General features: G+C 44.1%; 14 protein-coding genes. All 14 read right to left on the reverse strand.

The genetic code is table 11. From position 1 onward, the window contains the following. Positions 1–11 precede the first annotated feature (11 nt). On the reverse strand, positions 12–1,322 hold the full coding sequence (locus VB073_RS01535; RefSeq protein ID WP_323402379.1) for an alpha amylase family protein: 1,311 nt from the start codon (positions 1,320–1,322) through the stop codon (positions 12–14). Position 1,323: 1 nt separating this feature from the next. Continuing rightward, the gene (locus VB073_RS01540; RefSeq protein ID WP_323402380.1) at positions 1,324–3,066 is read right to left on the reverse strand and encodes an FAD-dependent oxidoreductase; all 1,743 of its coding nucleotides are present in this window, start codon (positions 3,064–3,066) and stop codon (positions 1,324–1,326) included. A gap of 2 nt (positions 3,067–3,068) precedes the next feature. Further along, on the reverse strand, positions 3,069–3,923 hold the full coding sequence (locus VB073_RS01545) for a sugar phosphate isomerase/epimerase (protein ID WP_323402381.1): 855 nt from the start codon (positions 3,921–3,923) through the stop codon (positions 3,069–3,071). A 21-nt stretch (positions 3,924–3,944) separates the two neighbouring features. Further along, entirely contained in the window at positions 3,945–5,462 is a 1,518-nt protein-coding gene (locus VB073_RS01550) for a Gfo/Idh/MocA family protein (protein ID WP_323402382.1), read from the reverse strand. A gap of 8 nt (positions 5,463–5,470) precedes the next feature. Next, positions 5,471–7,756 carry a DUF6259 domain-containing protein gene (locus tag VB073_RS01555; protein WP_323402383.1) on the reverse strand — a complete coding sequence of 762 codons (2,286 nt, stop codon included), beginning with the start codon at positions 7,754–7,756 and terminating at the stop codon, positions 5,471–5,473. Between the two features lie 76 nt (positions 7,757–7,832). Continuing rightward, positions 7,833–9,221 (reverse strand): DUF5018 domain-containing protein, encoded by a 1,389-nt coding sequence (locus tag VB073_RS01560; protein ID WP_323402384.1) that lies wholly within the window; start codon positions 9,219–9,221, stop codon positions 7,833–7,835. An 18-nt stretch (positions 9,222–9,239) separates the two neighbouring features. Beyond that, on the reverse strand, positions 9,240–10,877 hold the full coding sequence (locus VB073_RS01565) for a RagB/SusD family nutrient uptake outer membrane protein (RefSeq protein WP_323402385.1): 1,638 nt from the start codon (positions 10,875–10,877) through the stop codon (positions 9,240–9,242). Positions 10,878–10,886: 9 nt separating this feature from the next. Beyond that, positions 10,887–14,054: a TonB-dependent receptor gene (locus VB073_RS01570; RefSeq protein ID WP_323402386.1), complete on the reverse strand. Its 3,168-nt coding sequence runs from the start codon at positions 14,052–14,054 to the stop codon at positions 10,887–10,889. 108 nt (positions 14,055–14,162) lie between these two features. Further along, positions 14,163–15,278, reverse strand: a complete 1,116-nt coding sequence (locus tag VB073_RS01575) for a DUF4855 domain-containing protein (RefSeq protein WP_323402387.1) — start codon at positions 15,276–15,278, stop codon at positions 14,163–14,165. Beyond that, positions 15,262–16,455: an AGE family epimerase/isomerase gene (locus VB073_RS01580; protein ID WP_323402451.1), complete on the reverse strand. Its 1,194-nt coding sequence runs from the start codon at positions 16,453–16,455 to the stop codon at positions 15,262–15,264. The genes VB073_RS01575 and VB073_RS01580 overlap by 17 nt, the downstream gene beginning before the upstream one ends. 464 nt (positions 16,456–16,919) lie before the next feature. Continuing rightward, positions 16,920–17,708 carry a nucleotidyltransferase family protein gene (locus VB073_RS01585; protein ID WP_323402388.1) on the reverse strand — a complete coding sequence of 263 codons (789 nt, stop codon included), beginning with the start codon at positions 17,706–17,708 and terminating at the stop codon, positions 16,920–16,922. Next, positions 17,705–19,120 (reverse strand): phosphotransferase, encoded by a 1,416-nt coding sequence (locus VB073_RS01590; protein WP_323402389.1) that lies wholly within the window; start codon positions 19,118–19,120, stop codon positions 17,705–17,707. The genes VB073_RS01585 and VB073_RS01590 overlap by 4 nt, the downstream gene beginning before the upstream one ends. Before the next feature lie 10 nt (positions 19,121–19,130). Beyond that, positions 19,131–21,110, reverse strand: coding sequence for an NAD(+) synthase (locus tag VB073_RS01595; RefSeq protein WP_323402390.1), 1,980 nt, complete (start codon positions 21,108–21,110; stop codon positions 19,131–19,133). 83 nt (positions 21,111–21,193) lie between these two features. After that, positions 21,194–22,627 carry a transglutaminase domain-containing protein gene (locus tag VB073_RS01600; RefSeq protein ID WP_323402391.1) on the reverse strand — a complete coding sequence of 478 codons (1,434 nt, stop codon included), beginning with the start codon at positions 22,625–22,627 and terminating at the stop codon, positions 21,194–21,196. Positions 22,628–22,671 lie beyond the last annotated feature (44 nt).

The raw sequence follows: 22,671 nt of genomic DNA on the forward strand, positions 1-22,671 counted from the left end.
TAAAAAGTAATTTATTTGTCTGTAGCCAATGCCCGGTCAATCCCTTTTCTGACATCATTCCATTGGTCATACATGATGAGGTATATCATATCAAAGAACATTAGGCCGTCACCCACAGTCAACGTCAGATAAGTGGCTTCTTCACAGTTTTTAGGCTGCTGATAATAGTTCAGGCCATACAATCCTCCGATGACAGGGATCTCATTTCTTGTGACCTTCTGGGCTGTAAGAATGCCTCCTTGCACCGTCCATTCACTGTCTGTTCCGTAAAGTTCTTTTCCGTAAGCGCCGGTCATATAAAAATCCAGTAAGCTTGCATAACCATAGTTCTTATAGTCGGGTGTGGCCCAGCTATAATACCTGGATGCATCATATTCTTTGCTTGCCCAGTTTACACCAAGTTCATAATAGCTTGAATACCAACAACCGGTATACGTCCCAAATCGAAGGTTGGGATTTATATTTTTGATTACACGCCTTGTCTTGTCAAAAAGGTCATGAATGACTTTTGCCCGAAATTCGAGCCATTGCTTGTAAAACTCCCCGGGTACGGGATTATTGCCATTCCACCGGAGAATATCTTGTGGGAAATTTGTGATACTTTTTCCGATATACTCTTCAAACTTTTTCCGGGTTATATCGGAAAAATCACTGTGTAGCGATTCGAACCGTCCGTAGTCGTAGACAATTCCGTCCAGTTCCGGGTATTGGGTGGCTAATTCGGCTACAAGGTCTAATATATATTGTTGTACGTCGGGGTGAACCGGATTAAAGAATTTCGTAAAGGAGTTGGTATCATCCATAATCGAAATTAATCCGGATGAATAGTACATCGTGGTAGCCCAATCTTTTTTCTCAGGCTCCCGGAAGAGCATGCCGCCGTCCCGGTTTGTACCACCGACCATCGCGCAAATGCTGGCATTCAGTTTCAAGCCGGCCCGATGTGCTTCCTCGATAAACGTACCAAGATAATCCCACGTTGCAGTCCTTTCCACTTCTCCTATTTTTTTTGCCTGTTGTGCCAGTTCACTTCTGAATAATACATCCCCGCACCCGGGGCGTACATCCAGTACAATCTCAGTAAATCCCGAAGCCTTTGCAAGGTTGATATATTTGACAATATTCTCCTTGCTGTTCGCCGTATACTTGAAGTTAGCCGAAGCGTCCACCCACAGTATCTTAGGTTTTTGACTGACAGGTATTTTCTCTCTTTCCGGCGCATAAGGCCATTCCCATGCTACCTCTTTATGCTTCTCTTCACAGGAGGAGAATAAGCAGAGGGAGATGAAAAAGGAATAGAGTAAACAGAGGCTTTTTTTCATATCAGTATTTCATTTTCTCCAGTTCTTCATCCGAAGGCCATTCGGGTTCGATCCCCCGCGAACGGAGCAGTAACTGGAAATCACTCAAAACAGCTTGTTGCTCCCGTACCTGATGAGGAGTGTACCGGTTGTCCATCGAGAAAGAGAGAAGCTCTCCAACGGCTTCACCGATGTTCCATTCCACCGGATGCAGGCGGTAACAGCCATTGGTGATATGAGTCGTTCCTATATTCTTGTTCGCAGGAATAAGGTTCTTCATCCGGATGGGGAGTAAAGCCCCCAGAGGGATTTGAAACCGCAGTGCGTCCATGTCGATATAATTTTGCATGCCGGTAGAGGGGTGCAGGTCGATGGGATAATACCCGATTCCTACGCTGTCATGGAAGAAAGCGGCTTTATCCTTATCCCCGGTGGCTACCAACGCCCTGTTTTCTTTTCCCACATGCTGTTCCGTCACGGTGAAGAGAGGTTTGATACGTCTCGACTCCCTCACGTAGGGATATTTTGCCAATCCGTCATCCGATCCCAGGATATCTTTCCGCAGCCGTAACCCGGGCCATCCTTTTCCTCCGTCATGCCGTGGTGCTTCGGTTTGCAGCCAGTACAACAACGACAGGCTCAGTTGTTTGCCTCCTTCTACATAAGAGTGGAAGTTTTTGTCGGATGCTCCGATCAGGTTCCCCAGGAAATAGTCGTTCTGAGGCCAGTTCACCAGTGAAATATCACTCCGGTATGCTTCTTCTTCGAAGTTGTTTTTATCGACAATCCTCCGGTAACTCCAGAGATTGAAGATATTGCCACATCCTTTTTCTGTGGGGTCGAAGCATAATTCCCGCTTCTCTAACGTCCGGGGATTGGAATAGTGGAGATCCAGTAACTTTCCCGGCCAGGGTTGTTTCAACTGAGGCGTGAATTTTCTCCAGAACGAATAATCTTTAGGTCTGGGAATCACATGGTTTTCACCGGGAAGATAATCCATTGCAAAGCAGACTGTGAAGGCCTGTACGTTGGAAGGATCGGCTTCTTGTGGGGCATGTAACTCCCCGGTCTCTTTTTTGGATTCGCTCCCTGTAACGAATTCTGTTCCTGTTAAGGGTAGGAGATCGCCCAATTCGGTAGCATCCACAAAATATTGGCCTTTCAATATTCTGATATCACCTGTCAGGATGTTTTTTACAGTGATATCCTCCACTATATCTTTGTTGGTAACACTGTTAATAGCCTTGTGCCGATATAATAGTGTCAGTCTGCCGGAGCTTATATAGGGAGCCAGTAATTCACTGATCACCGCCAGTGCTACCCGGGGCTCATGACAGAAGCGTGATACCGATGCATTGCCAGGATTCAGGTAAAGTACATCTTTAAGATGTTCTTTCAGCGGATAGTTCCTCCTGTAATAATCCCTTATTTTGTTCCGGAAATCCCGGTATGTCTTTGTGGATCCGGTATGTTCTATCCATGGGTGCTCATCGGGCGGGACTCCCTGTTGTGTAAGTTGTCCCCCCACCCAGTCCGTCTCTTCCGTAAGAATTACTCTTTTTCCGTTTCTGAGTGAAGACAGTGCTGACGCGACACCTCCCAGGCCACCCCCGATGATCACGATATCTGCCGTTAATATCTCTTTATGCCGCATGACGGATATCTGTTCCAGGACATTGGTCTCCGACATGCCATGCAAGCCGGGAGGCGTGATCAACAGGGTGCCTCCCGCCGATATTGTTTTCAAAAAATTTCTACGTACCATTGTTATAGTATCTCTTCTGCAACCTGGTTGAAGTAATCGATGGATTGCCTGATCTGCGGCAGGTTGTTTTCCCAATCCGCTTCATATTCAATCGTAAAATATCCCTTGAAGTTTTGTCTTTTCAACTCTTCCATCATCCCTTTCACGTTGAGGATACCCTTTCCCCATACCACATCTTCGAGGCTCTGCTCTTCCCCTTGCGGTGCGATATCCTTGAAATGCAATGCGATGATCTTCCCGTCGAGTTGCCGCATCGAGGCAACGGGATCCAGCCCCATCCTCCTGTAATGGCCCACATCCACGCAGGCTCCCAACAGGGCGTCCCGTCCGGATATGCAGCCAAGTAACACTTCCGGTTTCCAGTAAGAATGCTCACTCGGATGATTGTGGACCGCCACCTTTATGCCATATTTTTTAGCCAGTCCTTCCACTACGTCCCAGTCCTCATGTGCCGGTTCTGCGCTGATGAATTCCAGCCCCATCTCTTTGGCAAAAGTAAGGATTTGTTCCCATTCCTCCCTTTGTGCCGTCCATACTCCCGAAGAGATGATGGTCACGTTCCTGGCGGCTGCCTCCTGTTTCAGTTTCTTTCGCTGTTCCCCATCGAGCCCATAGCCGAATACTGCTTCACCGAATCCTTTCCCCATCCTTTGACCGGGATAGATCTCGATAAACGGAATATCCAACTCCCGGGTCTTGTCCAATGACTCTATCACCGTAAAAAGATGGAATGTGTAGGACTGCATCGACAAATGCCATCCCTGTTTTTTCGCTTTGGTTTTCGTGTTGTCCTGTGCACATCCTGCATGTAATAAAAGGCAGGAGAGTGCGATAAATACCATTTTTGTTATTTTCATCGTTATGTTCTTCGTAGTTGTTTATAATTTTGGCATATCGGGCAGTGTAAACCCGTTCTCATACGTGTGTTTTATCCATTCGTTTGACATCTCCAGGGCATTGAACTCTGCAAACCGCCTGTCGAATTTTGGATCCCCGTCGATCACCGCATACTCATCGTGTGTCACAATGCTGATCTTGTCGTTCGGGGATATGTTGGTAAACCGCATGTTCTCCCCGTCCCATTGCAGTTCGCGATGGAGTCCCTGCAAACCGGAAAGGCGTACGGCCAATACTCCCATCACCACCATTTCATTGAAAGGTCCTGAAAACCGGAAATTGGAAGATGGTTCAGTCCTGTTTTCCGGAGATTCCTTGCAGGCCCTGATCCAGTCCTGTTCATGGGCGTTGGTATCCCAGATATTGCCGTTCCCCCCCTTGATGCGGGGAATAGTCGGTTCGGGCTGTTTAAAACCGGCCATCCTGGATGTGGGCAGCAGGGTAGGATTCATCCCGTAACAGCCGGTCATAATTTTCCCTTTGGTGCCAACCAGGATAATTCCCCCGTTGGAATCCCCCATCATTTCACCGTCTTTGAGCTCTTGTGGCCTGTCGGGCAGTAACCCGCCGTCGTACCAGTGTACGGTGAGTTCGGGCATATTGACTTTTCCCTTTGCCGGCCGTGCGGGGAACTTATAGGTCACCTTCTGTGCCTGGGGAGGGGAATAGAGGTTGGCCAGTGTGGAACTTGCCGAGACGCTTACCGGGTACTCCAGGTCCAATGCCCAGTAGAGGGGATCCATGATATGGCATGCCATGTCGCCCAGCGCTCCTGTGCCGAAATCCCAGAACCCTCGCCAGTTCCAGGGAGTGTATGCGGGATCGTAAGGGCGTTTTTTGGCAGGGCCAATAAACAGGTTCCACTCCAATGTTTCCGGAACGGGTACTCCTCCTTTGGGTTCTCCCAGCCCCTGTGGCCAGATGGGGCGGTCAGTCCAGCAATGTGCCTCATATACATCGCCGATCACTCCGGATTGCACCCATTCGGCCACCTGGCGACACCAGTCGAACGAATTCCCCTGATTACCCATCTGGGTGGCTACCTTGTACCTTTGGGTAAGTTTGGTGAGCAGTCTGGATTCATACACTGAATGAGTCAATGGTTTCTGTACGTAAGTATGTTTCCCCAGTGTGATGGCATGAGCTGCTACCCCGGCGTGGGTATGGTCGGGTGTTGCCACCATGATGGCATCGATGGATTTTCCCATCTGGTCGAACATCACCCTCCAGTCCTTGAACTGCCTGGCTTTAGGGTAATCGTTGAATGTTTTGGCGGCATATCTCCAGTCGACATCACAGAGTGCGACGATATTCTCTGTCTTCATGTTCGCCAGGTTGCGACGCCCCATACCCCCTACGCCGATACCGGCGATATTCAGTTTGTCACTGGGAGAAATATGTCCCCGCGTTTTCCCCAATACGGTATTGGGCACTATGGTAAGACCGACTGCACCCATGGTAGCGGTCTTTAAGAAATTTCTACGTGAATAGATTGTCATGAGGTTTATTATTTTAGTTTGTTGGATATGAACTCCAGTATACACGCATCTTTCGGTGATAGTTGTATTGTCAGGTTTATCTTTCCATCGCGATATGTTCCGATCTTATCTTTCCCCTCTTTCTTTATAAGGAAAATGTCCCCGTTAGGTTGCAATCCGTAAGTTTCCGTATCGAACTGCAGTTTTACCGGGAAGGGATAGTCGAGGATACTCGCCACGGCAATCCCGAGATGGTGGTCGTCCGATTTCCATGCAGCAACATATACTGTCGGGTAGTTGCCTTGTAACTCCGTTACCCGTTTCGCTTCTCTCCCGGCATAAATGGAAAGCCTGGAAATTTTCATCTCCTGCTCCGGGGCTTTTATTTCGGGCGGCCGGACAAATTCCCCGTGGAGTAAATATTTCAATCCCTGTGAACGGACTCTTGCCAGTTTCATCAGGTAATCGATCTCTTCTTTACGGTCGTTGGCCAGAAAATCCTTATAATTGGCAATCATCGGTTGTATCCCCCAGACGAAAGACCTTGCCTGTTCCATTAAGAATTGCTTGTTAAAACCTTCGTTGAGTAATTGCAGTGTATCGGAGGGGGCAAAATCCTTTGGCCACAGATCGTCATACGGAGGTGAAAGCAAAGAGGAATAACTTCCGTAAGAAACTGCGTAGGGGTGATAAACCGCTTGAAACAATGGGATAGTTTGCCACCCCTCAACGCCTGCATATCTTTCTTTGCTTACCTGGAGCGTGAGGAACAGATCCAGGTAGGGTAACCAGCATTCGTTGACTCCTTCACCCGAAAGAGCGATTTTGGCTGTCGAGCGTGACGAGGCACGGATTTGCCGGGTAAGTGTTCCCGATCCTTCCATCCAATAATTACCTCCACCAACCGGATGGCCGTGGGAATGGTCGTAGCAGAGATAACCCAGACATGCCTGATCCATATATATACCTCCTACATGATAGTGGTTGATGGCTTTTTCGGCCAATGATGCATATTTGTTTCTCCAGAAAGAGGTGCCCATGCACATGGTTGTCAGTGCCTGTCCGGAGAAAATATTATAGACATGGGTAATGGTTTTCCCGTCAATTCCTTTCACCGCATACCGGGATGCATTCTCTTTTTCCCAGCTTTCGGTAGCATTTCCCCACTGGATCTGATTCATATAGACCAGTGCCTTTATTCCCTGTTCGTCTGCTTTTGTGATCTCATTTTTAAACAGTGGCTCCCCATCACGAGGTGGAAAATATTCGGGAAACCCTTCGTCATAAGGACAACCATGCCACCAGTGCCACAATACGCTGACCGGTAAGCCTAACCGCTTTTTTAACTCCTCCGCCGGTAACAATACTCCCTGTACTTTACCGCGATTCCAGACCCATAAAGCGGTCTCTTCAACCCATGACGGAACCTGTCGGTTTTTCAGGCGGCTTTCCCTGGCCCACTTCTGTTGAACGGCCCATTGCCGATAATATTGCGCTGCCGTGATCCAATCTCCTTTAAATATACCTGTTATCGCTTCATATTTTGGAGAATAGGCGACTGATAAGTTGTGATATTCGGGAAAATTATCTATCTGCCACCACAGATATCCCTGTGAATCCAATCCGATACCGAAATTTTTACGGTAAGCCAGGCTGTCATTGCAGGATAAATATAGACCGGTTTTACCGGGATTGTACAACGCCATCAGTTGCATGGACAAATGTCCGGGGTAGGCCCAGCCAAGATATTGCTGGTTGTTTTTCTGCATATGTTTCCGCGGCTCTTTCAATAGGGAGCCCATCCAATCAGCCACGGCCAGCTTCTCCTGCTGTAAATCTTTTATCCCGCTGATTTTGGGGAAAATCACTTTTTCTATGTCGATTCCCCTGATGCCATTCAGATAAATTTTCCATTTGGCAACTGACTCGTGCTCATCCAACCGTACGGTTACCACTACCTCAAAATCGGGATGATCAATCTCGCGAAAATCCGACCAGGTCATTTTCATGTATTGGCTATTCACTTTTTCTATATTGCACAGCGATGCTGAAAATATATCCAACGGAATCACTCCCGAAGAGGTATGCAGATGAATCTGCCAAAACGAGTTTTTGGGGTTGTCTTCGGCAATGAGAGATAAATCCCCTGTTATATCATCAAACCTGTGAAGCGTTCCGTCCTTTGAATTAAACCCTAATAATAGCTGTCCATTTTCTATACAAATGATTTCGCCAGGATCTTCAGATGATCTGGAATGTACCGGGGTATAGTAATAAATGAAGAGTATAACGGCAAAACATCGTATAATATGCATAGCGTTGAGAGAGTTTCTTGACAGAAAAAGCAGGAAGAAGAAAAATAGCTTTCCTCTTCCTGCAAGGTAAAATAATTTATTCTAAATTGACATCCCAAACGATAACTCCGCCATTCGTACATAAAAATGCTACGGTGGAAGAGTTCCCATCGGGTGCTACACGGACTTTTACTTCTCCCGTGGCATTGCCGTTTGCGCCAAGGGCCGGATCAAGCGGATAGTATAACCAATCTTCCCACACACGTGTATGGATCAAACTGGTGATATCCTTTATGCTTGAGGGATCTTTCATCATTGCTCTCAATGAAAAGATTTCCCTCATCCAATTATAGCCGTTTTGTTCGATCAGGAAGATATATCTTGCCCCGTTCATATCGGCATAATCAAAGGCATGTCCGCCGCCAAGCCATTGATGAAATACATCTTGGATATGGTGTTCTGATTTATATATGGCTGTATTTGTTACACCATCCATATAAGTAATCGCGACCTGAGCCTGTCCATTCACAAAACGATTGATAAAATAATTGGTATTTTCCCCGAACTCCACAGGAACAACTTTAGCTTGCACTCCCATGGTATAATCGATGTCGAAATTGATCTTTTTGGGTGTTTCCGAAACTACTTTACCATCTTTTACTTCCCATCGCAGGATCGTGTTGTTATTCGACACTGCAAGATATACGAAAGCATGTTTTGTTAAATCGCCTCTGACATAAATCTTCCTGCCGAGTTGGGCGCCCGGCATATTCTCGAGTACATATTTGAAGAGGAGTTCAGGCTTGGCGGTTACACCTCTCCACCAGAACATATGAATTTCTTGACCGGCTGCGGTAGCGGCATTGCACGATGCTATATTGCCTGCATCGTCAGTAGTCATGTGGAGCGGCATTTTAAATCCTAAATTTTGCCAATCGATACCTTCCCAGGACATGTCACCCACTTTCGCACCGTCTGATATATTAAAATAGGAGAATCGCGCCCTGTCATGGACTACAATATAATTTCCACTTATACCGATGGCTCCATTGTTATGAGGAGCAAATCCCAATTCTGACCCCGTTTTCTTCCACAGTTCTTTTGTGCTGATGGCGGAAGGGATAACGTCTAATGTGATGGTATATGTTTTTTTTGCACCATCTGCACCGGTAACACTAATTATTACAGGCTTGGAAAAATCCATATACTCTCCGAGGGGAACAGATGATTCGACAATAGCATTGTTCGGGACACTGACCGACATCCGTATCTTAGTGACATCTGTCTTACGACTCCCGTCTACTTCCAAATGAATATTGTTATTTTCATCGGGTGTTACTGTAAAATCGGTATTGGTTCCATTGGGCAGCATAATTCGGATACCCGTTATTTCGTTTCCCAAAGTGGGGATAAGTTCCTCTGCCGCTTCACAGGAAAACAGCAGTATCAATCCCAGAAGTCCGGCTATTTTATATAAATTCTTCATTGCTATTTTCATTTTTAATTACCATTTATCTATTTGTTTACATTCCGGATTATTTTGAATTTCGGATAATGGAATGGGGAATTGATAATAACGCTCTTCAAAAAAGCGATTTTGACCGTCGCAATCTACTCTTTCGTAGGTGAACGTATTATCGGCATTTTTTGTAATTTTCATTCCGTGCATTCGTTTTCCGCCCAATATATCCAGCGCTATTTTCCATCGTCTTAAATCCCAATAACGTTGCCCTTCAAACGCTAATTCTATTTTACGCTCTTCACGGATAATCTGTCTCAGGTTTGCCTGATTTGATTCTGTGATATTGGGTAATTTAGCTCTTGCACGCACCTTGTTCAATGGAATGAGCGCTTCATTGGGTTTGCCGGCTTCATTCAGTGCTTCGGCCTGATTCAACAGTACTTCGGCGTAACGAACTTCTGACCATGCTGTAAGTCCTTTTTTAGTCATATCGGTAACCCCTTCGTCCAACAATTTACGGATGTAATAACCGGTAGTAGTGGTATTGGGATGATTGGCTGTTCCGAATTCCTTGAATCCATCTTTTCCTCCTACAAAGGTTTCTATAGTACGCCCTTTCCAGGGAGCACCATTGTATAAAATGGATGCATAGAAGCGTGACTCCCGGTTCTGATAGGGATTGGCGGAATGTTCCGGTTTATTCCAGTCAAATCTGGTACCGTCTGCCATGTAATAGGAATCCACTATCTCCTGAGTAGGTACAGCCAGACATTTTACATCTGTGTTTTCCGGGGGAAAATCTCCGCTGGGGGTATATAATTTGTCAAATTGGATCGAATGGGTGAGCTGTCCGTGGAATCTGTATCCCAGTACCGTTTCTTTACAAAAATCAGGTTGCTTGAATACATCGGCGTACTCAGGTAATAAATCGTAAAGTGTTCCCTCTTTGTCAATTACTTTCTGGGCAGCTTCGGCGGCTTTATCCCACCGTTTGGCATAAAGCATCGCCCTTGATTTGAAGCCATATACCGCTCCTTTTGTTATACGGCCATAATTGTCTTTATCCCATTCGTCCGGTAGATTTTCAGCCGCAAAATCCAAATCTTTTTCAATAAAATCCCAACATTCATTTTCCGGGCTCCGTGCTTTGAAAGCTTCGTTCGGTCCATCGATATAGTCACGAATCACAATACTTCCGTGCCCCCTGACGAGCATAAAGTGCAAATAAGCCCTGAAGAACCGTGCCTGCGCTTCCATCAGCTTAACTATGCTCTCATCATATTTTGCATATGTCTTAAGTCCATACAGAAATTCATTGATACGTCGGATCCGGTTATATTCATACGAGTAATCGCTTAAAATATTCCCTGCAGGGCTGATATTTCCCGTATAAACTACTTTGTTTACGTCTCCCCCGGCGCCTCCCATTACATTGGCATTATAGCGGAGGATATCAGAAAATCCGTCATGCATACTCACCTCGGCATATTTGAGTCCATACGGGCCATATTCATAAATGGGTTTATAAAATCCGTTTATGTATAGATAGGTATTCTCTACCGATTTCCAGGCATCCATTTCGGTATACTTTTCGCGTGGCTCCGGATCTAAAAAATCGGAACAACCGGCAAATACCAAAACGATCGCAGCGAGTGTTATTATTTTTGATCTTTTCATCATTCTTGTTTATTAAAATGTTAGACTGATACCAAATTCATACGTCCGTTGTTGCGGATAATAACCGTTTGTAATCTCCGGTGTTTCAGGGTCTATATTGTATTTTGTCAATTCAGACCAGGTGAAAAGATTACCACCGGTAAGCATAAACCGAATGTTATCGATACCCATGCTGTGGACATAATTATTCTTTAACGTATATCCCAATTGAGCATTTTTCAAACGTAGGTAACTGCCGTTGCGGATCCACCATTCGGATGCCCAACCGTTAGTGTTTCCTTTTTCTGCTGCGATAGTTGTCAAACGGGTAAATTCGGCATTCGTGTTTTCGGGTGTCCAACTGTTCTCAATCAGGAAATAGGGTGAGTTCCCATTTCCGTGGAACGGGCGGGTAAATATAGTGGCATCCACATTTCCGTTGCCATATACTCCACTTAAGAAAACATCGGTGATGGCAGCTCCTTGAAAGAACAGAGAGAGATCAAAATTTTTCCATGTTGCTCCTATATTGAGGCCATACATCAATTCCGGTAAATTACTGTTACCGATGAATGTATAGTCTTGAGCTTGGTCAATCTTTCCGTCACCATTCAAGTCCATATACCGGATATCTCCCGGACGGATTTGGTCTTTACTTAAATGGCCCAACGTAGCACTGTTGATAATCTCTTCGTTAGATTGGTAAAGGCCTCCTGTTATAAATCCCATTTTTTCCCCCATTTTCCGTCCGGTGCGTTTCTGATAGTCAGGAGTATTCGGGCTTTCATTCATTTTCAGTATTTTATTGCGCGACCAGCCTATATTTCCTCTTACGTTGTAATGGAACCCGTTGATACTGTTTTGGTGCGTCAATATCAGCTCAAAACCTCTGTTGCTGACCTTTCCCCCGTTCATAGTGCTTGGGTGGTTCCCTCCCAGAGAAGGGGGATAGAGTGCGCTGCTTGAGATTAATATATCGTTGGTCAATTTGTAGAAATAATCGAATTCCATTCCGAAGATGCCTTTATTGAATATCAGATCAAATCCGACATTATAGGTGGCAGTCTTCTCCCAGGTAATATTCCGGTTCACATTTCCGGCAGTATAGATAGAAATATATTCCTTATCTCCTATATACAATGTCGGTGGATTTGGGTTCATCAGATTCAGATACTGGAAGTCTGCAATCCGGTCGTTACCCAGCAATCCTGCGGATGCCCGTAATTTCAGGTTTTCAACTTTATCCTTAAGATCGGCGAAAAAAGACTCTTCGGATATTCTCCATCCGAATGAGGCTGCGGGGAAGAATCCCCATCTGTTTTCCGGCGGGAAGCGGACCGATCCATCATAGCGGGCTACCAGTTCTGCCAGGTACTTGTCTGCATAACTGTAATTCATGCGCCCAACATAACCGGCACGGTTAAATTTATAACTACCGCCCCTCACTCCGTTTGCTTTCGTACCCAATAAAATATCTTTTGCCATATTTATTTCGTGCAGTGTCGTCAAATCGAATCCCTGCACACTCACACCCATATTTTCGCTTTCATAGGAGGATTGCTCATAGAGCAATAAGGCAGATATATCATGTTTGCCAAAAGTAGCAGCATAGCTTATAGATGGCTGAATGGTTAACCGTTGTGCCTGGGAAGCATTGTTGCCCAATACCGGTTCTTTCGGATCACCATGATTGGCCTCTACTATTTCGTACTGTTCTGTTCTGACATTATAGCTGTTCATTTTGAACTGTTCGCGCCATGATTTTGAAGTGGTATAATCCTTGTCGTATGATGTTTTTATTTTTAGATTTAACCCCTCTATCCACGGTAAATCCCATGCTAATGTCATTGAGGTAAGCAATACATTCAGTATAGAATTGTTATATCCGGTTTGGCTGTTAAATGCCATAGGATTGAATTTGGACGATTCACTGATATTAGCTGCTACCGGTAATCCGTCGTACTCGGTGGGGGTTATTGGTAACATTCTTTGTGCCAGGTTGATAGGGTTATTCCAGTCCTGATTTCCCACGGAATAATATCCACTTTTACGTCCTTCCTGACGGGCGCCTAAGTCGAGGCCCAATGTAAAGCCATTATTCAATTTGACATCTACGTTGGAACGAAGATTGTATCTTTTGAAAGAGAATTTGTCAAGGATACCGTCCTGATCATAATAGCCCAGTGAGAGGAAGTAGTTGGTTGTTTCGTTGCCTCCGTTTACCGAGATATTATGATGAGTAGTCATGGCTCCGTCTTTCATCAGCGCTTTAAACCAGTCGGTATCGGCATATTTCCCCTCAGGATCGCCATTTAATACCTTATTGTATACGGCTTCGGTGAAAATTGGATCCAATCCATCCATTTCTAATGCTTTGTTGTACCACTTGATGAAGTCTGGACCATTTAAGAATTTAGGATAGTTGGTATTCTGGTTATACTGTACCTTTCCGGTATAGGTTATTTGCGGCTTTTGCAAATTACCCCTTTTTGTCTTGATCAGAATAACACCACCAGCTCCTTGCATACCGTATACGGCGGCAGAAGATGCATCTTTCAAGATGGTGATACTTTCAATTTCATTCGGATCTAAGTTATTGAATGAGCGTTGTACGTCATCCACAATAATCATCGGCGCGGAATTTCCCAATGTAGAGATACCCCGGATAAGAAGGTTGGAGCCGTCTGCACCGGGTTGTCCTGATTTTTGTGTGGCCACTAATCCGGGTAACTTTCCAGCCAGAATACTTGTCAAGTCACCTGAAGGTGCACGCACAATATCTTTTGAATCTACTTGGGCTACTGAGCCGGTAACATGTAGCTTTTTTTGTATTCCATAGCCTACCACTACAACTTCGTCCAATAATTCTGTATCTTCGGACATGACTATATTTATATTGGTCTGTCCGTTTAAAGGAACCTCGAGTGTCTTAAAACCGACATACGAGAATTCAAGAACTGCATTCCTGTCTGGAACGCTGATCGTAAACTCTCCATTCACATCGGTAATCGCACCTTGCTTGGTATCTTTAACCAACACATTCACGCCTATTAAGCTTTCGCCTTTTGAATCTTTCACAGTACCTCTGATATTGCTTTGTCCATACATATATGTGTTGCAAATCAGGAATATGAAATAACTCAAAACGAATGCCGTTCGTTTTACTTTTCTTCCGGAGAAGAGTGATTTCATTTTTTTCATTGAACTTGGTTTAATTTTAATTTAACAATCAATTTATTCGTCTTAAATTTTTAATAAAAGTCTTATGGCAAAAGAGATCCTTCATTCTAAGTCATTTGTTCACAATCATTATTCTTGTCTTTTTATGATAATATCGGTGAGTTTATTGTATAGTTCAATATCTGATGAGTCTTTTGATTGCGATAGTTGGAAAAAAGCATCGCCTCCCTGGTAATAGGCCACATTTAAAGAGTCAAATACCTCATATTGGGAGAATACATCCAAATAATCATATAATCGATGTCCCCATCCGTTTTTTGCCAAAGCTTTTTCGTCAAATTCAACTTCCATATTCATACCATGTTTTTTAGCTCTTTTACAAGCCTCCTCAAGTTGTGAATACGGTACATTTTCATTAAAAAAATAATTGGGTTGATAATAAACCTGGTTGAACCCCAGTGTCTTCCATTCCTGATAGCCATCCGAATTAAAGTAAGGAATCCAGTAAAAATCGTAATCCTTTTTATAAATGATATCCGCAATATATTTTGCCAGATCCCTGCTATTGGTAGCCTCTTCTGCCAACCAGTAAAAGCCCACCAATTCCACATACTCGAAATTTGCTTCCCTGAAGAGTTGTTCAGCATATTCTATGTACCATTTACAGGCAGCTATCCTGTCTTTACGATTGGAAAAATCCAATTGTCTATTTTCCAGTTCTCCCCAATCCTTCTGATTGGGGATGGGTTCCGGAATGCTTATGATCACTTTCCTTTTCTCATACTTACCTGATATGGTTTTGCTTTTTACCAGATCCTCTATCCGGCTATTCAGTGCATGAACAGCATTGTTCTCTGTAAAATAATTCAGAAGAAGGTTTTCCCATTCAACTTTTCGGGCGGCATTTTTCTGATAACCGGATGCAAACCCTCTGCCATTTCCGTCTGTTATTTCTAAAAATAGAAATCCATCGAATAATAACTTGTGCTCACCTTCCTTTATCGAATAAATATAAGGTGAGAAATGATTTTTGTCCCATTTTACACTCCGGTGAGCGCCTCCATCATAAATCAGAACCATATCTTTTGGTACAGTTTTATGATTTTTGGTATTGTCCAATTCAATATCTTCCTTGAAGATAATCTCTTCATCCACCTTGTTATAACTGTTGGAACAGACAATCATGGTTGCCATGATTATCGGAATAAAGAGAAAATATGAGGATAATTTATAAAATGGTTTCATTGTCCCTCTGATTTAAATTTTCCAGTATTTTCCAACATTGATACAATCCTCTCGGTACATGAAAGCAGCCTTTCCATTTTCCACCTTTCAGCTCGAGCAATACTTCCCCCTGACGATTTAAATAACCCCACCATTCGGGGTACTCAGGATCTTTGAAGTGCCCCCAGGTGTAATTGTGTACTTTTTTGAACCATTGCAGGGATTCATTAGAGCCGGTCAATTGATATCCCTTTAACAGTGATATCAATGTCTCTATATGCACCCACCATAGTTTCTGATCCCACTCCAATTCCTGTGGAGGAAATCCCTTTCTGTCCATAAAGTAAAAAATGCCTTCATACTCTTTGTCCCACCCATATTCTATAATATTAAGTGTAGTCTCATTTGCTTTCTTAATCAGTGCAGGTCGATTAAGTCGCACCCCGAGATCCATAATAAACCACATGGCTTCTATCCCATGCCCGGGATTGATCAAACGGCCGTTAAAGGAATCGGATAGAGAACCATCCGGATTCACATTTTCTACAATAATACCACCCAATTCGGGACGCAAAAACAGTTCCATCACTTCGCGAATGCATTCCTCCATCATCTGCTCGATAATTTCTTTATCAAGCAGATGCTCAATTTCCAGTGTAAGATTACTGAGGATCATAGGCAGGGAGAATCCTTTGAGCGGACGGGTGCCCGTATAAGTTTTGTCCCACTTGCCTTTCGGGTTATCTTTTCTGTGGAGAATGATTTCGAAGGTGCGTTTGGCGATATCGGCATATTCCTGATTGCCGGTAGCCAGGCTCAACTGTCCGAACGCCATGGTGGCAAAAGTATAGGAGAAGATATTGTATGGTTTCACCAATGGCTTTCCTTCCCTGGTGAGCGAAAAATACCAGTTCAGGTTACCATCGTGCCCGTATTTCTTTAGAAATTCCGCCCCCCGTATAGCACAATCGAGCCATTCCTGCCGTTTTTCTACCTTATTATATAGCATGGAAAACATCCATACCTGCCGCCCTTGAAGCCAGATGAACTTATCGGTGTCGAATACGTTGCCTTGCCGATCGAGACAGGTGAAATATCCACCATATTGTCTGTCCTGAGAGTGTGTGAGCCAAAAAGGAATCACATTCTCAAATAGTTCCGTTTTATATTGTGACGCCAGTATGTTAAAATCATTCATTCTATCCATCGTTATAATAATTTATACTGTTTTTCTTACCTATTCTATGGAAATTAAATTATAATATATCGACAAAATAAGAACAATAAATTTATATATACAAGTATAAAAGTAAAATAATTTATTATATATTGCATTATTAACAAAATATAACTATTTAAATGCCGTATATAAGTCGGATGATGAACTATAACGCACCCGCATCTTAATGATTTTTATCTATGAAAAAGATGAATAATAAGTATTTTTCCATAGATAATTGGATATTTGTAAAAAAGGTGATTTGATGATTCAGAAAGGAGTAGATGTGATCCGGATGGACGTAAAATCAAGAGTGTGGGTTCGTTCAAAAAGTATGTATATTTTTAAAGCACAGTTATGGAATCCGTAGAACTTTGGTTTTGAGAATAGTATAAGGTCAATGCCTTTATATGTCGCTTTCTGTGTCTGACAAAAAAATATTGTCAATAGAGTTTATCTAAAAATTGGGTAGCTTCTTGCAGTGAACCTGTTTTTCCTACATCGATAAGCTGTATATTGTCAGTCGTATAGTAATTTATTGTGACCTTGTCACAAATAGAGAGGAAGAAATCGATAATCGGGAAACGGTCGGGACAATCGGTCATATATTGGAAAATGGAGGGATCAAGAATTTGAATGCCTGCAAAGGCCAATTTTCTGTAGTGCTGTGGGTTAAAATTTGAAAGTGGCGATTTTACTTCACCGGTTGATTCATTCATCCATCCTCTTAAATGGCTATCGCTGTCGAAGAGGAGATAGCGGGAGGTTTTACGTTCACTGCAGACGAGAGTGGCGAGGGTAGAATGAGGTTGGTTCTGCCCAGGGTGGCCAGGGGCTGAATCTAAAAGGGTGCGGTTTTGTATAGCTGTCTCATACAATTTCCCCAAATCTATATTGGACAAAATATCAACATTATGTACCAGAAATGGTTTGTCGTCGTTGAAAAATTCAGCCGCTTTTTTGATTCCGCCTCCCGTATCGAGCAGTTTTTCCCGTTCATCGGAGAATTTGATATGGACATCAAAATGGTGATTGGTCTCTACAAATTTGATGATTTGGTCGGCAAAATGGTGTATGTTGATGATGATTTCATCGAATCCGGCGACTTTCAGTTTTTCGATCGTATGCTGCAATAATGGTTTTCTTCCGACCGGTACCAACGCTTTCGGCATGGTGTCGGTAAGGGGTTTGAGTCTTGTGCCGAGCCCGGCGGCAAATATCATCGCTTTCATCTGAGAATCTGTTCCAGATTTTGTTCCCGGTGTACCAGGGAGACCTTTATACCGAATTTTTTCGAGAGATGTTCCGCTGTTTTCTGGGCGGCGTAGACCGATCGGTGTTGTCCTCCGGTACAACCAAACGATATCATCAGGTCGGTGAAACCACGATCCTTATATCGTTTCACATGCCTGTCTACCAGAGGGTAGATGTTGTCGAGAAACTCCAGCATTTCACCATCCTCTTCGAGAAATTGTATCACCGGCTCATCCAGACCGGTTACATTATTATACCGTTCATATTTTCCAGGATTATTGATGGCTCGGCAATCGAACACATAGCCACCTCCGTTGCCGGACGTGTCATTGGGAACACCTTTTTTGTAGGCGAAGCTATAGACTCGCACGTGCAACTCTCGCTTTTGGGTATCGGCAAATTGCTTTAGCTCTGTCATCTCCTTCAATATGCCGCAGAGATAGGGATATTCTTCAAACCCCTCTTTCAGCAACTCCCGGAGGTTATTCAGTGCGAAAGGAATGCTTTGGATAAAATGTGGTTTTTTCTCAAAATAGCCCCTGAATCCGTACGCCCCGAGCACCTGCAGTGTGCGGAAAAGAACGAACTGGCGTAGTTGTTTCAGGAAATCGGTTTTTTCTACCTTTTGATATTTTTTTAAAGTTTCGATATATGTGTCTATCAGTTCATCTCGCAGTTCCTCCGGAAAATTGGCTTTTGCCTGCCATAGGAATGAGGCTACATCATAATAGATGGGTCCTTTCCTGCCACCCTGAAAATCGATGAAATAGGGATTGCCTTCCACCAGCATCACGTTACGTGATTGGAAATCACGATACATGAAAGTCTCCGATCGGTCACGCAACAGGTTTTCAGCCAATTTGTCAAAATCATTCTCCAGCAGATCTTCCTGAAAATCCATACCGGTAGTTTTGAGGAAGTTATACTTGAAATAATTCAAATCCCAGTATACCGAGCGGCTGTTGAACTCCGGTTGAGGATAGCAGGCCTTGAAATCCAGATCCAACGCCCCTTTCACCTGAAAATTGGCAAGCATTCCTATCGTTTTGTGCAGAAGGGTTTTCTCTTCGTGACTGAAAACGCCCGTGAGCCTGCCTCCTTTGATGGCATCGAACAGGATCTCATCTCCCAGGTCTTGTTGGATGTAGAACATCTCATCCTTTGAAACGGCCAATACTTCCGGAGTGTTTAGCCGCTGTTGATGGAAATGTCGTGCCAGTGCAATGAATGTCCGATTCTCTTCGCGCGATTCACCATGTACACCGATAAGTGACAGATCGCCTTTCTTCAGCCGGAAATATCTGCGATTTGATCCTGAAGAGGGTAATGCTTCCAGTATGGGATTAGTTTTGCCGGTGTATAAGGTAAAAAGGGATAAAAGCTGTTGCATATCATTTTTGTTATAATTTTACTTCATTCCACTCTTCCAGTTCCGTCAGCCATATGTGCACCGATGCGTCGCTTGGCATACGCCAGTCACTGCGAGGAGATAGGTTTACGGATCCTACTTTAGGACCGTCCGGTATGCAGGAGCGTTTGAACTGTTGGGCAAAAAATCGTCTATAGAAAAGTTTTAACCATTTTACCAGTTCCTCGGGAGAGTATTCCCCGGCAAATGCCTGTTCAGCCAAAAAGCGTATGCGTGAGGGTGCGTCGCCATACCGCAGCATACGATGCAGGAAGAAGTCGTGCAGCTCATAGGGTCCCACAAACTGCTCCGTTTTCTGTGCGATCTTACCGTCTTCGCCGGCAGGTAGCAGCTCTGGACTGAAGGGAGTATCCAGGATGTCATGTAGGATATTACGGGAGGCCTCTTCTTTTGTCAGGGTATCGGCGATCCATGTTACAAGGGTTGCTACGAGGGTTTTGGGCACACTTGTATTTACACCGTACATCGACATATGATCACCGTTGTAAGTTGCCCACCCCAATGCCAATTCCGACATATTTCCTGTACCTACCACCAGGCCGCCGATCTTGTTGGCATAATCCATCAGTATCTGGGTCCGTTCACGTGCCTGACTGTTCTCATAGGTTACATCTCGATTGTCGGGATCGTGTTCGATATCCTTGAAATGTTGCATGACAGCGTTTACAATGGATATTTCTTTCACGGTGACTCCTAGCGATTTCATCAGTGCGATGGCATTATCGTATGTCCTTCCGGTTGTTCCGAAGCCGGGCATGGTGATGCCGTAAATATTTTGACGTGGTAGGCCTAATAGATCGAATGTTTTGACGGTTACTAAGAGAGCCAGTGTAGAGTCCAATCCTCCCGAAACTCCAATAGTAACTTTCTCTGTACCGGTATGTAACAATCGTTTTGCCAGCCCGTGTGTTTGAATATCGAAAACTTCGGACAGGCTTTCATCTTTCTCTTCCTGTGTAGGGATAAAAGGATGAGGGTTGAATCTGCGAAACATCTTGTCGGGAGTCACGAAATCGATATAACAGTTGATTTTCATTGTGTTGTGTGATGTTGCGGACAGATAGTTGCAGTTCTTTAACCGGTCGTAGCGCAATGCTTCGATATCGATATCCGCAATAATGAGTTCGCTTTCTGCAGAGAACCGTTCAGACTCCACTAATATCGATCCGTTTTCAGCGATGAAGCAGGCCCCGGAAAAAACCATATCGGTAGTTGATTCATTCCAGCCGGCTGAAGCATAGATATATGCCGCATTGCAACGCCCTGATTGTTGCTGTACGAGGGATCTGCGATAACGGTTCTTGCCCACCAGTTCATTGCTTGCTGAGAGGTTAAAGATCAGATCTGCTCCTTGTATCGCCAGCTCGGATGAGGGTGGGACAGGCATCCAGAGATCTTCACAAATTTCTATGCCAAAACAACCGAAAGTGGTATGGAAAATCATCCCTTTCGATGAGATCGGTACCTTACTGCTTTCGATATCTACTGTGAGATCGAATTTGTCTCCTTCTATATTTACCGTTAAATCGGTAAGGTCGTCTCCCGAGGCAAACCATCTTTTCTCGTAATATTCGTTATTATTTGGAATGTAAATTTTGGGAACTAGGCCCAGAATCCCCTCTCCCGACAATACGGCAGCTACATTATAAAGACTGTTCTTGATACGTAATGGGAGACCTACGATTGTGATAATAGATGGCCTCTCTTCTAAAAATCGAACCAATTTGCATAACGATTCCAACGCTTTCTGTTGCAACGCTTTCTGGAAAAAAAGATCACCGCAGCTATAAGCCGTCAGGCACAGTTCAGGGAAGCAGAGTATCTGTACGTTGTTCTGTAGTGCCTGTTCTATGACCCGTTTTATTTCTTCGGTATTGTAATCGCAGTCCGCCACCTTGAGTTTTGGAGATGCTGCTGCTACACGCAGAAATCCATAATCATTTATATTCATGTAATTATTTTATTTTAGTGTAGGAGATTCATCATATCTAATGAGAATACGATCGTTATCACAAAGATAATGAATAGAATCCATTATTGAGAGCTTAAATTCATTCTATATCTCCACTGATCGAAGTAAAGATTCCATTGGCCGGATTCGACTTCGCCCCGCTGAAAGTCTACAGTTTCACTACGGGGATATCTCTTTGGCGGATAGAAATCCCCTGAAAAGTCGGTGTTGAGATATAAACGATAGGAGTCGATTCCGCTCATGAAGAACTCGCGTCCTGGCGGAATGGGGATTGGTCCGCCCCTTCCAAATGAAATGTCGACCGGAACCCATCCTGTCCCTTCAAAATAGACTTCTGCCCAGTCGTGCAGGTTCACCTCTCCCGGATGTGTCATCCATCCACTCTGCCATCGGGCAGGAACACCCTTGTATCGCAGCATAGTTATCAATAGCAATGCCACTTGTCCGCAATCACCTTTACGGTTTTCGATGACATACTCGGGGATATTGGCGATGGTAGAATATTCCAATGCACTTGCCCAGGGGTAATTGGCTGCAATATAACGATAAACAGCCTGAAGGATTTCTACTGGTGTTTGGGCATCCCGGGTTACACTGTCGGTAAGTTGCCTGATATTTTGTGAAAACCCGATGTGTGGTCGTTGTTCCGCCGTATATCTCTGGAATAGTGAACTGCTTTTATCGTATGGCACTGCCTCTATCTCCGACAGATCGAACCACTCTCCACGGGAGTTGAATTGGAAATCGATCCAGAAAACAGTCGGTTCGCCTGCTACGGTTTTCTGTTCCATATAGAGACTCGTGTGTACCGTTTTGTCATCTGATAAGATGTAATCGGATTGTGAGGTCGCCAATAATTCAACGTTTGTTTGTCTGTCTATATCCTTTCTGGGAAAAGGTAACCATACTTTTAATATTTCTCCTTCCGGAACCGCATCTGCATTTACTGTCAATGTATAGCGTGCTTTCATTCTCTTTTCAGGAAGCAGGTATTTTCCTTTTATATCACTACCGGTTTTGTTATTGAAAGCATCAATTAACAATGTATCGAGAGGTACATCTGTGCCGGGGGGAGATCCTGCGGTCAATCCCCTCGCCGATTCATCCACCCTGAATAGATTGGGTGCGGCGTTTCGGAAATATCGTTTCTCACCGTCAATGATCCTGAATTCGAGCGCTTTGGATTGTTCCCAACTATTCAGCATTGAATCGGAGGGGGTAAAGAGCCGGTTCTTTTTGATCCACAAGATTATATCATCCCTTGTTCTGTTGAAGTCCAGTTTTACCCTATGCAAAGAGTCTTGGGTAAAAAGAAAGGTGCGTTTTTGTAGTTCGCCAATCTCTCCTTTCGATATGATGGAGTCAATCAATGCTGTAGCCCTTGTGTAATTTCCGGATGCTATCTCCTTGTTGATCTCTCCGGCAGGACTTTGTTGCTTAGGAGATGAACAACCGGGCAGAAACAGCAAAATGAATAGGCCTAAAATCGTTCTCATCCGTTATGATTTTTGAGTTGATTTCTCGTCAGTTGCAAGCGATT

Source organism: Proteiniphilum sp., assembly GCF_034927365.1.
In the GTDB taxonomy this organism is placed as follows: Bacteria; Bacteroidota; Bacteroidia; order Bacteroidales; family Dysgonomonadaceae; genus Proteiniphilum.